Consider the following 15,559-nt stretch of genomic DNA (forward strand, 5'->3'; position numbering starts at 1 on the left):
TTTCACTAATCAATTATACCATTGAGTTTCCCTATATGGTAAAGACCTTCTAGAGTAAGGAAAGCATCTATTATATGGATTGAATCTGTCTCCTTAGCTATCAATCCTGCTAAACCACCAGTAGCAATCACCTTTGGCTCTCCATCTATCTCTTGAATAAATCTATTAATAAGCCCTTCAACCTGTCCTACAAATCCATAGATAATCCCCGACTGTATAGCCATAATAGTATTTTTACCAATAGCCTTTTCTGGCCTGGACAGTTCAACCCTGGGTAACTTTGCAGCATAATTAAAAAGGGCTTCTGAAGCTATACCAATACCCGGAGCAATAGCCCCACCAATATAATCACCCTTTTTAGTAACAGCACAAAGAGTTGTGGCAGTTCCAAAATCAACAATTATTACTGGCCCACCATATTTCTGATAGGCTGCTATTGCGTTAACAACACGGTCAGCCCCTACTTCTCTGGGGTTTTCCATTAAAATATTCATGCTTGTTTTCACACCTGGACCAATGATCAGGGGTTTAACCCCTATAAAAAGCTCTGCAGCTTTTTGCAGGACAGTAACTACTGGTGGGACTACACTTGAAATAATAATCCCTTTAATATCAGCTGTTTCAATTTCTGTATAAGAAAACAAATTATAGACCAGGATACCATATTCATCAGCTGTTTTATCTTTATCAGTTGATATCCTCCAATCTTTTATTAGTTCACCATCACTAAAAACCCCTAAGACAGTATTAGTATTACCAACATCAATTGTTAAAATCATATAAATCCCCCTTATACTTCATATTTATAAAACAGTCCTATTTTTTCCGGCGAAGGCTGACATCCCCTGCCCAAAACTTATTTATCTCACCATTTTTGTCTTTTATTATTAATTCCCCCTGTGAAGAAACATCAAGGACATTACCCTCATAAGTAATACCTTCATTAGCATAAATAATAACCTGTTCACCAATAATATTTAACTGCTTTTTCCACAGGCCTAATAACTTATCATAATGACCTGCTTCCATTTCCAGATAATATCTTTCAAAAGAAACTATTATTTCCTGAACTAACAGAGTACGGTCTATCTCATTTCCGGCTTCTATTTTTAATGAAGTAGCAATATCAGCTATTTCAGCTGGAAAAGAAGTCTGGTTCACATTTATGCCTATTCCTGTAACTGCATATTTTATCATACCTAGGTCTGCATTTAATTCAGATAAAATCCCACAGACCTTTTTCCCAGCCAGTAATACATCATTAGGCCATTTAATAACCGGAACTAATGAACTGGCAACTTTTTTGATCCCCTCTGATACAGCAAGCGCAGATATAATAGTGAGAAAAGGGGCCTTATTAGGTGCAATGTCTGGTCTAAGTAAAACCGAAAACCACAACCCTGTTCCTGGAGGTGAATACCATCCCCTACCACGACGACCTTTCCCCTGCTGCTGCTCTTCAGTAATAATAACTGTCCCTGTTGGGTAGTCATCAGCTGCTAACTCTTTTGCTTTTGTATTTGTTGAATCCAAACTAGGATAAACCCTTATCTCCTTACCAAAAACTTCAGTATCTAATCCCAGATAAATATTCTCTGCAACCATCCCCTGTGGGGATTTAATTAAACTATACCCCTTCCTGGTAAGTGAATCAATTTGATAACCAAGTTCACGAAGCTTATTGATATGTTTCCAGATAGTAGTACGTGAAACCCCCAGTTCCTGACTTATCTTCTCTCCTGAAACATAATCCCCTTTATTTTCTATCAATAATTTTAATAATTTAATATTGATTTTATTCATCTGATCACCCTTTAATATAATTTTAATGCTTTTCTAATCTTTTTTTAATTGTATTCTAGCATATATTTTATTATAATTTTTAATGTAAAGCAAAATAAATATTATTATAAAACATAATTAGAAAGAAAGGTGTGATATAATATGAAATTTTTTAAGAAAACTAGATTAATGCCTTATGTATTAATAGCTTTACTGGCTCTAATGATCGGGGTTGTAGCAGGTTCCACTGATAAAGTAACCCCTTTTTCTAAAGCAAATGAAGCAAGCCCTGGGGATGCTGATAATGCAGAAAAAATTGTGATAACTGAAAGCAATGTCTTTGCTGATATTGCTGAACAAATAGACCCGGGTGTAGTATTAATCACTTCTGAGGTTGAAGTTCAGGGTAGTCAGGAAAATCCATTTTTTAATGACCCCTTCTTTAAATACTTTTTTGGAAATCAATTTGACATTCCTGAAAGTCAACCGAGGACACAGGAAGGGTTTGGTTCTGGTTTTATAGTTTCTCAGGATGGTTATATAGTAACAAATGAGCATGTTATCCATAATGCTAATAGTATTGAAGTAACAATTAAGGGTTTTGAAGAACCTGTTCCAGCAGAGGTAGTCTGGTCAGAAGTTAATACAGATCTAGCTGTTCTTAAGGTTAATGTAAAAGAAGATTTACACGCCGTTAAATTAGGTGATTCTGATAAAATTCGACCTGGTGATTGGGCCATAGCCATAGGAAATCCTTTTGGTTTTGAACATACTGTTACCACAGGTGTTGTAAGTGCCCTGGGAAGACCAATTACAATCCCTTCCTCAGATGGTGAACAGAGGAGTTATCCTAACCTCATCCAAACAGATGCAGCTATTAACCCCGGCAACAGTGGTGGACCTCTTTTAGCCCTTAATGGAAAAGTTATTGGTATTAATACTGCTGTTAGTACCCAGGGACAAGGTATTGGTTTTGCAATTCCCATTAATGAAGTTAAGGGAATAGTAAATGACCTCAAAGTAAAGGGCGAGATCATACAACCCTGGTTAGGTATTTACTATAGCCAATTGGATTCTAAATTTAAAGAACAATACAAGAAATATTATAATATTAAGGAACTTAACGGTGTTATCATCGCTAAAGTATATGATGACAGTCCAGCCGATGAGGCCGGTCTCCTAGCAAATGATATCATTACCAGAATAGATGAAACAGAGATTAAAGAATTAACTGATGTGAAAAAGATCATAGAAAAGAAGAATATTGGAGACAGCATCAGAATAGATATTATTAGAAATGGCAATTCCAAGATTTTATTTGCCAGGATAGCTAAAAGGCCAGGCAAACTATAAAAAATTACTCCACCCCTGACTCTAAGGGGTGGAGTTAATATAGATTACTTAAGATACCCCCCGATTCTAAGTAGATAATCGGGGGGTATTTTTTTAACCAGTCTCCAGACTAATATTAAAAACAACATTTTTTAGTAATACTCTAATCAAATAGACATAAACTGGCACGTGAAAAAGCTGACCTTTAATTTTACCGATAAGCAATGGAAGAAAAGGAATACCAAATAAATGGTTTAAGAATAATGGTACCAGTATAACTGATGATATTAACTGCCCTACTGCTATAGCAACCATCAAAGACAAATAACTTGTTTCTCCTTTGAAAAAGTAGAAAACTACTGCACCAGGGAGAAAACCTGTCAGAAATGATGTCAGTGTAAAATGAGGCATATAAGGCCCCATTGGGGATAAGAAAAATCCTAATATATCAGCAACTGCACCAACAATTCCCCCTGCTAAGGGACCAAATAAAACACCAGTAAAGATAATAGGCAATCCACCAAAACCAATTCTAATACCTTCTACTCCTCCAATCGGTATATGGAGGCTTAATATACGTGTCAAAACAATACTAAGTGCTATCAGAAAAGCCATATAAACAATCCTGCGGTTAGAAATATTTTCCATCTCTAGCCACCTCCCTCCCCTTTGGACCATGGCAGAAACCTGCACCAAAGAGAAGAGCTCTCTGGTGACAGCGGACGCGATGACCATACCGCAGCCTCTACAGGCATTTCGTCTTAAGGCAACGTCCCATCCTTAAGCACTCTAACGCATGACATCTACTCTGCCACTTTTCATTGATATAATTGTAACATAGTAATAAAATTGATACAAGTTAAAATTCAATAATTTAGAACAGACCTGTTATTTTTCCTGCCGCGTCAATATCTATCAATTCTGCTGAAGGTTGGGCAGGAAGACCAGGCATAGTCAGGACAGGGCCAGTCAGGGGTACAAGAAAGCCAGCACCTGCAGAAAGGTTAATCTCCCTCACACTAACCCTGAAACCCCTAGGTCTACCCTTTAAAACCGGATTATCTGAGATAGAACTCTGTGTCTTGGCCATACAAACAGGTAGCTTATCATAACCGCTTTCAGTATATTTATCAATTTGCTGACAGGCTTTTTTAGAGAAATCAACTCCATCAGCCCCATATATTTCCTGAGCTATCAGCTTTATTTTTTCTTTAATAGAGAAAGCAGTATCATATAGATATCTGAAATTACTTTCATTTTTATTGAGAATATCTATTAATTTTTGAGCTAAAGCAATTCCACCCTTACCACCTCTAGCCCATACATCTGATAGCTCAACCGCAACCCCGATAGACCAGCACCTCTCTTTTATAAAGGCAAGCTCTTCATTACTATCATCCGGGAATTTATTGATAGCAACTACCAGGGGCAAACCAAAACTTGCTATATTTTCAATATGTTTTGCCAGATTATCCATACCCTTTTTCAGGGCAGTTAAATTTTCTTCCCGGAGATTATCAAGACTTACACCACCATGCAACTTCAGGGCCCTGACAGTAGCAACCAGTACTACAGCATCTGGATGCAAGCCGGCATAACGACATTTAATATTGAAAAACTTTTCGGCTCCTAAATCAGCCCCAAAACCTGCTTCAGTAACAGCTATCTCTCCTGATTTCAAGGCTAGTTTTGTAGCTATTATACTATTACAGCCATGTGCTATATTAGCAAATGGTCCCCCATGGATAAAAGCTGGAGTGTTTTCCAGTGTCTGAACCAAATTCGGCTTAATGGCCTCTCTCAAAAGGGCAGTCATCGCCCCGGCAACCTTTAAATCATTACAGGTAACAGCCTTACCATCATAGTTATATCCCACCACAATCTTTCCTATTTTTTCCTTTAATTCCTTTAGGTTATTGGCCAGACAGAGTATAGCCATTATTTCTGAAGCAACAGTAATCATAAAGTGATCTTCTCTGGGAATACCATGGGCCTTTCCCCCAAGACCAACAACAATATTACGAAGTGCTCTATCATTCATATCAACTACCCTTGTCCAGCTGATATTCGTGGGATCTATCCCGAGTTTGTTACCCTGTTTGATATGATTATCAAGAACTGCCGACAAAAGATTATGAGCCATACCAATTGCATGAATATCACCTGTAAAATGAAGATTAATATCCTCCATAGGTAGAACCTGGGAATATCCACCACCGGCAGCCCCACCTTTTATACCCATAGTAGGCCCTAGAGAGGGCTCCCGCAGGGCAATAACGGCCTTTTTACCAAGCCTATTAAGGGCCTGACCGAGGCCAACTGTCGTGGTTGTCTTGCCTTCGCCGGCTGGTGTTGGTGTAATCGCAGTTACCAGAACTAATTTTCCATCATTTCTTTTTAAAAACCTATCATATGTTGTTAGCTTTACTTTGGCCTTATATCTGCCATATTGTTCAATATCATCCCTATCAAAACCGAGGTCAGCAGCAATATCTGTGATCTCCTTCATTTCTGCTGACTGTGCAATCTCAATATCACTCTTCAACTCTAACACTTCCCTTAACAAATATTATCTTTTTTGCATAATTTTTTATCTATCTACCATTGATAATTAAAACCAGCCAATCTTGCTATCTCTTCTCTTGAAAACCCTTCTTGCAAAAGAGCTGTAATAATATCTTCTTTACTGGGAGGAATATAACAAACAATAGCCTCTAATTGTCCGCTTATAGTTAAATTCTTAAGTGAGGCTGGAATAAAATATGTCATCCCTCTGTCAAACTCAAAACTCTTGTTATCATACCCAATCTCACCTTTACCAGTAATATTCATTAAGATGTAAAAACTCTTCCCAGCGGGATTCAATGTAAATTTTTTGCAAACATCATATTTTTCTACTGCAAAATATGGACAAATTGATAGATATTGCTTGCTATAATTTTGATTTTCCACAAGCAGTGATTTTGTAGTATTGCTGAAAGGATTTACTGCAAAATCTATTACATCAAGAGCCTTTTTTATATGTAAATCACGTGGTTTTCCATCCTGTCCCTTTCTATTCCAATCATAAACACGATAAGTAGTATCTGAATTCTGCTGAATCTCTGCCAGTAAGATCCCCTCTTCTATAGCATGTAATGTACCTGAAGGTATGAAAAAGAAGTCTCCCGTTTTTACTTCTATTTCACAAAGATATTTCTCCAGGGTCCCTTTTTCAATAGCCTGGCTAAAGCCCTCTCTACTTATTCCTGGCTTAACCCCATAGATTAAATTGGCAGCAGGTTCAGCATCTATAATATACCACATCTCTGTTTTACCCTGTTCAGCTTCATTTTCTCTGGCATAATTGTCATCAGGGTGCACCTGGACAGATAGTTTATCATTGGCATCCAGCAGCTTGACCAGCAGTGGAAAACTATCCCCTTCTTGATATGAAACCCTTTTACCTAAAAGCTGAACTGGGTATTTATTTAATAATTCCTGGAAAGATTTCCCAGCAAACTCACCATTAGCAATGATGCTCATTCCCTTCTTATGGGCTGCTATTTCCCAACTCTCGCCTATCTTATCACCTGTAATATCCCTGTCGAAAAAATCTCGAATCTTATTTCCACCCCAAATCTTCTCTTTATATACTGGATTAAACAAAAGTGGATATAAACACATCTTTGGTCAACTCCTTACAATAAAAAGACCATTACCCTGTGATGGATAATGGCCTTATTGTTTGTTTTAAAATTATAATTTTATTCACCCTGATCTATGTCATCATCACTTTTTATTACATTATGAGTATTATCATTTTTCTTATCCTGTTCATTGGTTTCAGCTGTTTCAGCACTTTCTTCTTCTAGTTCCTTCAAGGGTTCTCCATCCATTAATTTCTGCAATTGTTCAGAATCAAGGGTCTCCCTTTCTTTAAGTGCCCTGACAACCCTTTCAACTTTAGCTGTATTTTCTTTAAGCAGCTTTTCAGCCCTTTCATAACAATCTCCGATAAGTGAACTAATCTCCCTATCAATTTCAGCAGCAATCTCTTCACTATAATTGCGCTGCCTGGATATATCACGGCCGAGGAATATCTGTTCATTATGCTTTTGACCTAATGTTAAAGGACCCAGTTTTTCACTCATACCATATTCAGTAACCATAGCCCGCACAATTTTACTTGCCCGTTCCAGGTCATTCTGAGCACCAGTACTAATATCATCAAGGAAAATAGCTTCTGCAGCACGTCCTCCTAAAAGTACTACTATCTCATCAAGAAGTTCTTTTTTTCCCATAAAATTCTTGTCATCATCAGGTAGTGTCCAGGTCATTCCACCAGCCCTACCACGAGGGACAATAGAAACCTTGTGCGTCTTATCAGCAAATTCCAGGAGATTAGCTGTTAACGCATGCCCTGTCTCATGATAAGCCACCAGATTCTTTTCTTTTTCAGACATCACGCTGCTTTTTTTAGCAGGACCAGCAATTACCCGGTCAATAGCATCATCAAACTCATCCATTTGAATATTATTCTTCTTCCGCCTGACCGCAAGAATAGCAGCTTCATTAGCAAGGTTTTCCATATCAGCCCCGGTAAAACCAGGTGTCCTTTTAGCAAGCACCTTTGTATCCACATCATCAGCAATAGGTTTATCACGTAAATGTATTTTTAAGATACCCTCTCTCCCACGGACATCTGGCTTATCAACTATAACCTGACGGTCAAAACGTCCAGGTCTTAGTAAGGCAGGGTCTAATACATCCGGCCTATTTGTAGCAGCCATTAAAATAATACCTTCATTTGTTTCAAAACCATCCATTTCAACAAGAAGCTGGTTTAGGGTTTGTTCCCTTTCATCATGTCCTCCACCAAGGCCAGCTCCCCTCTGTCTACCAACAGCATCCAGCTCATCAACAAATATAATACAGGGAGAATTCTTTTTACCCTGTTCAAAGAGGTCTCTTACCCTGGATGCACCAACACCAACAAACATTTCGACAAAGTCAGAACCACTTATAAAAAAGAAAGGCACTCCGGCTTCGCCTGCTACAGCCCTGGCCAGTAAGGTTTTACCAGTACCAGGAGGGCCAACCAATAAAACCCCCTTAGGAATCTTAGCCCCCATCTTGGTAAATTTACGGGGATTTTTAAGGAATTCTACTACTTCCTGGAGCTCTTCTTTTACTTCTTCATAATTAGCAACATCATCAAAAGTAACCTGTTTGCTATTCTCATTTAGACGGGCTTTACTCTTACCAAATGACATCATCTGACTGCCGCCGCCCTGCATCCGCTGCATAATAAAAAACCAGGCACCTATTAATATTATTATCGGTAAAACATATCCTAAAAGACTCATCCACCATGGTGCAGTTGGCTGAGGTTTTGTGCTAATTTCAACATTATTTTCTCCCAGAACCCTCATTAATTCAGGAACGGCCTCCGGGGGAATTGGAACATTAAATCTCTTGTTGTTATAACTCCCCTGTACTTCCTCATTACCAATAATAGTTACTTGATTAATTTTCCCTTTTTCAACCTGAGTAATAAGATCTGTATAACTGAAGTCTTTAATAACATCAGGGGTTTGCTGCATAAAAAATTGCGCTACTAAAATCGATATTACAATCAATACTAAATAAAAACCTAAATTCTTAACAAAACCATTCAATAAACTTAACCTCCCCTCAGGTTAACAATAACCATATACAATGTAATATTATATCATAATAATATCTATTTGACAATTAGTTTTATCATGAATAAAGTTCTTTTTTAAGGACACCAATAAAAGGCAGGTTGCGGTACCTTTCTGCAAAGTCAAGTCCATAACCAACCACAAATTCGTCTGGTATCTCAAAACCATTAAAATCTGCATTTATCTGTTTAACAACCCTTCTTTCAGGTTTATCCAGAAGAGTGGCTATCTTTATACTGGCTGGGTTTCTGGTCTGAAGCATATCTACTACATATTTTAAAGTCTTTCCAGTATCCATGATATCTTCTACAATCAGGACGTGTCTATTTTCTATATTCTCTTCCAGATCCTTTATTATTCTGACTACACCAGATGATTCAGTAGCAACCCCATAACTCGACACATCCATAAAATCAAAAATAACAGGCAAATTTATCTGCTGAGACAAGTCAGCCATAAACATTACAGCCCCACGTAAGATACAGACCATAACAACCTCTTCACCATGTTGATAACTTGACGTTATCTCACCACCTAACTCCTCTATTCTATTCTGTAAGACCCTTTCTGGTATGATTATCTTTGCTATATCATCTTTAAAAATACTATCACTTCTCATTTTAATCCCCTCCAGGATATTTTATACCTATTTTTAAAATATTTGCTGTATCAGGGCTAACCTTAAACCTATCATCCATCCTCATTCCCACAATCCATAATACTCTGTCTTTATTATCAACAATAATAGGTGTTTTATCTCGCTTATTTAAGGGGACCTTTTCATCAATATAAAAATCCTTTATCTTTTTTTCTCCCTTCATACCAAGTGGTTTAAATCGATCACCATTCCTTCGATTTCTAACAAAAAGAGGCAAGTCTATCTTGTTATAATCACAAAAACAGATATCCTGACTAAAGGCATCTTGCTGCCAGTCGTTATAAAAAGGAATAATCCAGGTTTTTATAACTACTTTATTAGATAACAGGGTCTCACCAGGCACTGTCAATCTCTTATTATAGGAACTTACTTTTTTTCCCCTATTTTTTATCTCAAAAATGAGTTTATCATAAGAAATACGAATCTGCAATTCTTCTTTAATAGGTATTTTCTTTCCAGTTTCACCAGCACAGATCAATTTATCAATAGCTTTATAATGTACTGTATAGAGATCAATAACATCACCACGCAGGAGTCCAATCACCCCTTTTACCAGTCTCCTTCTGATAAGCTGTTCTTCTTTTTGTATAGCTGATAGTGATAATACTATCCTATGCTTATTATTCTCAAGTAAAATCTCAGCCAACTTTTCCTGGGTAATCCTGGAAAGAAAATTCTCTACACTACGAAGATGTGCGGCCATCCTGCTTACCGCCCCCTTAAGACGGGGATTAATCTCCTTTTCAAGATATGGTATGACTTTATGTCTTAATTTATTCCTCGTATAGATGACTTCATTATTTGTCTGGTCATAGACCGGCTTCAAATTATTTTCCTGACAATAATTTTCTATCTCTTCTCTATATATGTCAAGAAGTGGGTGGATAAAATTAATCCCATCAATTTCTGTAAGAGGGTTAATACCAGTTAACCCCTGCAGACCTGACCCCCGCGTTATATTTAGAAACACTGTCTCTACCAAGTCATCTTTATTATGTGCCAAAGCCACCTTTTTAATATCTAATTTTCCTGCCCATTTTTTAAGTAAATTAAACCTTACCTTTCTGGCTGCCTCTTCTGGTGAAAGCCCCTCCTTCTGAATATAGGCCGGGACATCATATTCCTCAATAATAGCTTTGATTTCATATCTCTTAGCAATCCCTCTAACATATTCCGCTTCGGCAGATGCCTCCTTACGAAACATATGATTAAGATGAAAAACTACTAAATAGAGATTGTATTCCTTTTTAAGACTATTCAGGAGATGAAATAAAGTTAGCGAATCAGGCCCCCCTGAGACACCAATAATTAATGAATCACCATTTTTAAGTAGGTCATATTCTTTTATGTACTCTTTAAATCTTGCTATTAATTTCAAACCCAGACCACCTTTTACCCTAATCACCTATTTTATTCTAGAGAAGGCCCTAAATTTCCTGCTTTTTTTTGTAACTTCTTCTATTTTATAAACAACAATAGTCATATCGTCATTAACCCCGTTTTTATTTAATACTACCTCCATTATATAATCCACCATATCACCTGGGTCATCAAAAGATGAATTCTGCAATAGTTGCCTCAACCATTCATCTTTATTTTCTATATCTGAACACGCATCTATGATACCATCTGTTAACATAATAACAAAGTCGCCCTGTTTTAATTGATAGTCCTGGGAAGTAAGTTCTATTTTATCAAGAATACCTGCCGGCAAACAGGCTGAATCAACTTTAATTAAATCCCAGCCCCTTTTTATATAGCTTGCTATTGCACCTATCTTACTAAAGGTAATCTCAGCAGTAAATGTATCAAATATAGCAATATCAAGGGTGGTAAAACTTTCATCTTGATTCCTGAGATATAAAGCTGAATTAATTGTCTTTACAGCCAGTTCCTGTTCAAAACCTGCCTCAATTATACTTTCCAAAAGGTTAATTGCTGCTTCACTCTCCACGGCAGCCTTTTTACCAATACCCATACCATCTGATATAACTATAAGATTCCTGCCATCCCTCAAAGGTTTATACATAAAACTATCACCGGAAACATCCCCTGTTGAAGCCTGCTGCATATGTGACAAATTCAAACGATAATTACCACTTGGACCATATTTTACCCTACATCTTTTATCTTTTAGTTTATTACCACATACACTAGTTAATTTTCTAAAAGAATAATCATACTCACCATTAATGAGGTCTAATACCTGCTCTTCACATGGACAATTACCAGCACATGGTTCCATCTCTACCAAAAAATTTATTCTTTCAGATTTAAGATTAGAAACAAATTCAATATTAGATATTTCAATATTACTTTCCAGGGCTTTTTTCTTAATATGTTCTAATTTTGACGGCACTTTTACAGTAATATTGGGCTCACTGGCGAATTCCTTAATTATTTCACTTATACCAGCCAATTGTTCAGATACAATCTCCTGCTTATCATTAAGCCTCTCCCTCCAGAAATCATTTACCTGGTATATTTCATAACTTGCTTTAGCACTCCCTAATATCTTATCACTATAAGTACACCTATTTCCTAAATGTCTTGTTATAATCACCCGATTTAACCCCCCATTTCTGACACAATCCCTGAGCATTAAAGCAAGTTTTTTTATTGTATCCCCTTTTTCTTCATCCCAACAATACCTTCTACGCTGACAACTACCACAAACCTTATTCCTGAATATATAAATGAAGTCATCTACTTTTTTATCTCTCTCAGCAGGCAGCACCTCTTTAAATGTTACACTTAATTCTTGAAAAAGACCGGCTAATTCCTCAAGGTGATGTTTGAAATTATTAGCCTCTTCAAAATCAAAACTTATATTTTCTACCTGAAAACCCTTAGTAATAAAAGGGGAAAAAATGTTCCTCCATAAATTTAAGGGTAATATTAAAAAAATCAAATAAGCTACAGATAGCTCCAACACAGCCTGCTTAAGATTATATGTAGTTGGAGAAAAACCCGAATACAAGAAAAAAGCCATAGCAGACCCAAATAACATCCACCTCTTCTTTTTTTTGTAAAACAGGCTGGAAATAAAAGCGGTAACTATATACCTGACCATGGTCAGGATAGGTACAACCCCAACACCGGTCATAAACAACCCAATTAACACACTTGCTGAAATACTCATATTTAATCCTAAGGTACTTGCCATAGCAATCAAAAATGTAATTATTACTATATTTACTGCTATTACTGGTACTAACTGGAGGTTAGCCAGACCAATTAAAATCCCACAGGAGGTAATAAAAACTGTAATTAAGCCTGGGCGAGTTAGTTTTCCGTTTTTGCATAATTTCTCTTTTCCCTGGAGAACTATAGAAGAAAGTATATAAATAAAAACTGATTCCCCTACTAATATAAAATACTGGTAGTATAAGACCCTGGTAAAATAATAAATAGGTAACGAGATTAGTAAATAACTCAATGTAACACATAAAGGTAAATCAAATAACTTTATTTTTTTGTTAATAAACTTATACAACAACAGAGCCATGAAAGCTGCTGCTAAATAAGAAAAATTATAATAATCCCCACTGAGATATAGGCCTGTCCCAATAGATAGAGTAGTAAAAAACGAAAGATATCTATTTAGCCCGATTACCGCTACCCAATATATCAAAGCCAGAGTATATAAACCCGTTAATAATTCTGCCTTGGCTAATAAAAACCCCATTAAACACAAAAGAAAATAATCATATCTTAATCTAAAATCCTTTTTATCCCTATCAACAGTATCCTGTTGATTAATAGCAAAATATGTACCCTGAGACATATCCCTCTCCCCCTAGTTTTAACAATATGTAATCATATTATAACTTATCATCATAAATATGTCTGTCGATATAAAGGGAGGAGACTTCCAAATTTTCTGCTAAAAGAATGCATAAATCTGGAAAATAATCTGTATTCTATAAATAATTATTATTTTTTCTTGGCTTGATAAAAAAAAATCCCCTTCGGGATCTTTTGGTGCCGGGGGTCGGGCTCGAACCGACACGGGTAAAAATACCCACCGGATTTTAAGTCCGATGCGTCTGCCAATTCCGCCACCCCGGCAAAAATATTTAAATAATATTTGTTGATGACAGAAGTTATTATAATATATAATAGATAAAGAGTCAAGTAAAATCAATCAACTGCTTTTATTATTTCTTTTGCTAGACCATATAATATATCATGTTCACTTACAATCACCTCATCTAGACTTAATTCTTTCATGATTACCTGCAAAATTACCGTTCCTGCTATAATCACATCAGCCCTACCAGGCTGTAGTCCAGGTACTAATTTTCTCTGCTGAAGAGTTTTATCGGCTAATTCCTGTTTAATATCACCGATTTCCTCATAAGTCAGTCTATAATTATGAATTTTATCTGGATCATAGTCAAGTAATCTTTGATTTACAGCAGCAAGGGTAGTAATTGTACCACCAAGACCAACTGCCTGCAGGCTATTTTCTTTTATATTCAGCTTTTCTATTATAGTTTTCGAAACATCCTGCTCAATAGCCAGCAACTCATTATCAGAAATAGGCTGGCTGGTATCTTTAAGATGTCTTTCTGTCATCCTAACAGACCCTATATTAAGACTTTTATAGATAATACTATCACTATCCTGCCAGATAAATTCTGTACTACCTCCACCAATATCAATTAAAATAAAATTATCATCTACCAGGTCAAGCATAGCCCCCTGCAAATTATAAACAGCCTCTTCTTCCCCACTAATTATTTCAATTCTTAGTCCTGTTTTTCTATAAACCCCGTCAAGTAAAATACTGGCATTGCTTACATCTCTTAAAGCACTGGTCCCAACAATCTTTGTCTTTTTTACACCATAGTTCTCAAGCTCTACTGCATAGTTTTCTAAAGCCTTTTCTACCCTATTCATCGCCGTTTCTTTTAATCTACCGGTACTATCAACACCCTCACCCAGTCTGGTTATTATTAAACCTTGTTTTAAAACCTTAAATTTACTATTATTATAATCCAGTATTAACAGGCGGCAGGAATTAGTACCAATATCAATTACCCCTATCCTCATCTTAATCACTCCCAGTCATACAAATACTACACTCTGACGGCCAAGCAGTTTTCTGCCAGACTAGACTTCCAATCGGATTTTGTTTATTTACCAGATAATCAGCCAGGTGCGTATGTAAACATTTAATACCCTGTTTATCCATTATACCCCCTACACCAGCCTCACGCAAGACCCTTAATATAGCAGGTGATTTATCTGATAACAACTCCTTTTCTGACTCATCAAGATAGGAAAAACGAAGCAAAGCATATTTCTGGTGTGCCTTCATTAATTCCTTTTGTAAATTAGTATCTCTTTTTAGCAGTTCAGTCAATTCCCTGATCAATCCCTCATCTTCCAGTCTAGCAACACTTTTAACAAGATAAGGACAGCTTAACCAGTAGAGAGTGGGAAAAACCCCATTTTCTTTACTATAGGGTGCTGTTAAGACTACAGCCGGATAATCAAAGGGACAATAGGCTCTAACACCTGCAAAGTTTTCCGGCTCCCTTCCAAGCTGTTTTGTTATAACTGCTAGCTCATCTTCCATGTACATACACCTCATTAAATATTAATTATTATAACAATTATAATATATCATTATCCAAACAAAAAAACACCCCCTATTAAGAGGATGTTAATATACAAAATTAGTCTATGCTAATTTATCTGCTATTACCACCGCGCTTTACTTCCCGGTTCCTAATATCCTGAAGGCGTTCACTACTCTCTTTCATAAACTTAGACATTTTATCCTCAAAAGACATCTGTGGGGCATGGTCTTTGCGCTCGGAAGGGTCTTTTAGCTGTTTAATGGAAAGCCCAATTTTCCCATCATTACCTATTTTAATAACCTTCACCTTAACCTTTTCATCTTCCTTAAGAAAGTTATTAATATCTTTCACATAGGTATTGGCCACCTCTGAAATATGGATTAAACCAGTATCGCCCCCCGGCAACTCAACAAACGCTCCAAATTTAGTAATACCTGTTACTTTACCTTCAACAGTACTGCCTACCTCAATGGACATGCTTAAAAAATTCCTCCTCAAATTATTAATAT

General features: G+C 36.6%; 13 protein-coding genes, 1 tRNA gene and 1 riboswitch. Of the genes, 1 reads left to right on the forward strand and 13 read right to left on the reverse strand.

Translation table 11 applies throughout. The features are described 5' to 3' along the window. Nucleotides 1–5: 5 nt before the first annotated feature. Nucleotides 6–779, reverse strand: coding sequence for a type III pantothenate kinase (locus tag GM661_RS16015; RefSeq protein ID WP_230867712.1), 774 nt, complete (start codon nt 777–779; stop codon nt 6–8). A 37-nt stretch (nt 780–816) separates the two neighbouring features. Next, the gene (locus GM661_RS16020; RefSeq protein WP_230867713.1) at nt 817–1,803 is read right to left on the reverse strand and encodes a biotin--[acetyl-CoA-carboxylase] ligase; all 987 of its coding nucleotides are present in this window, start codon (nt 1,801–1,803) and stop codon (nt 817–819) included. A gap of 141 nt (nt 1,804–1,944) precedes the next feature. Here GM661_RS16020 and GM661_RS16025 point away from each other — a divergent pair, with 141 nt between their 5' ends. Beyond that, a complete protein-coding gene (locus GM661_RS16025) occupies nt 1,945–3,135 on the forward strand; it encodes a S1C family serine protease (protein WP_230867714.1) in 1,191 nt (396 codons plus the stop codon). A 93-nt stretch (nt 3,136–3,228) separates the two neighbouring features. Here GM661_RS16025 and GM661_RS16030 read toward each other — a convergent pair whose 3' ends face one another. From GM661_RS16030 to GM661_RS16080, 11 genes are all read right to left on the reverse strand, one after another. Beyond that, on the reverse strand, nt 3,229–3,762 hold the full coding sequence (locus GM661_RS16030; RefSeq protein WP_230867715.1) for a folate family ECF transporter S component: 534 nt from the start codon (nt 3,760–3,762) through the stop codon (nt 3,229–3,231). A gap of 66 nt (nt 3,763–3,828) precedes the next feature. Next, nucleotides 3,829–3,927, reverse strand: a riboswitch (THF riboswitch). 61 nt (nt 3,928–3,988) lie between these two features. Further along, the gene (locus GM661_RS16035; protein ID WP_230867716.1) at nt 3,989–5,659 is read right to left on the reverse strand and encodes a formate--tetrahydrofolate ligase; all 1,671 of its coding nucleotides are present in this window, start codon (nt 5,657–5,659) and stop codon (nt 3,989–3,991) included. 53 nt (nt 5,660–5,712) lie between these two features. Further along, a complete protein-coding gene (locus GM661_RS16040; protein WP_230867717.1) occupies nt 5,713–6,780 on the reverse strand; it encodes a type I phosphomannose isomerase catalytic subunit in 1,068 nt (355 codons plus the stop codon). Nucleotides 6,781–6,860: 80 nt separating this feature from the next. Then, a complete protein-coding gene (ftsH, locus tag GM661_RS16045) occupies nt 6,861–8,774 on the reverse strand; it encodes an ATP-dependent zinc metalloprotease FtsH (RefSeq protein WP_230867718.1) in 1,914 nt (637 codons plus the stop codon). An 85-nt stretch (nt 8,775–8,859) separates the two neighbouring features. Further along, the gene (gene hpt / locus GM661_RS16050) at nt 8,860–9,420 is read right to left on the reverse strand and encodes a hypoxanthine phosphoribosyltransferase (protein WP_230867719.1); all 561 of its coding nucleotides are present in this window, start codon (nt 9,418–9,420) and stop codon (nt 8,860–8,862) included. A 1-nt stretch (nt 9,421) separates the two neighbouring features. After that, on the reverse strand, nt 9,422–10,837 hold the full coding sequence (gene tilS / locus GM661_RS16055; protein WP_230867720.1) for a tRNA lysidine(34) synthetase TilS: 1,416 nt from the start codon (nt 10,835–10,837) through the stop codon (nt 9,422–9,424). A gap of 27 nt (nt 10,838–10,864) precedes the next feature. Next, on the reverse strand, nt 10,865–13,246 hold the full coding sequence (locus tag GM661_RS16060) for a SpoIIE family protein phosphatase (protein ID WP_230867721.1): 2,382 nt from the start codon (nt 13,244–13,246) through the stop codon (nt 10,865–10,867). A 195-nt stretch (nt 13,247–13,441) separates the two neighbouring features. Then, a tRNA-Leu gene (locus tag GM661_RS16065) sits at nt 13,442–13,530 on the reverse strand. A 72-nt stretch (nt 13,531–13,602) separates the two neighbouring features. Continuing rightward, nucleotides 13,603–14,517: a Ppx/GppA phosphatase family protein gene (locus GM661_RS16070; protein WP_230867722.1), complete on the reverse strand. Its 915-nt coding sequence runs from the start codon at nt 14,515–14,517 to the stop codon at nt 13,603–13,605. A 1-nt stretch (nt 14,518) separates the two neighbouring features. Next, nucleotides 14,519–15,046 (reverse strand): DUF501 domain-containing protein, encoded by a 528-nt coding sequence (locus tag GM661_RS16075; protein ID WP_230867723.1) that lies wholly within the window; start codon nt 15,044–15,046, stop codon nt 14,519–14,521. A gap of 115 nt (nt 15,047–15,161) precedes the next feature. Beyond that, nucleotides 15,162–15,527, reverse strand: coding sequence for a S1 RNA-binding domain-containing protein (locus GM661_RS16080; RefSeq protein ID WP_230867724.1), 366 nt, complete (start codon nt 15,525–15,527; stop codon nt 15,162–15,164). Nucleotides 15,528–15,559 lie beyond the last annotated feature (32 nt).

Origin of the sequence: Iocasia fonsfrigidae, assembly GCF_017751145.1 — a bacterium.
In the GTDB taxonomy this organism is placed as follows: domain Bacteria; phylum Bacillota; class Halanaerobiia; order Halanaerobiales; family DTU029; genus Iocasia; species Iocasia fonsfrigidae.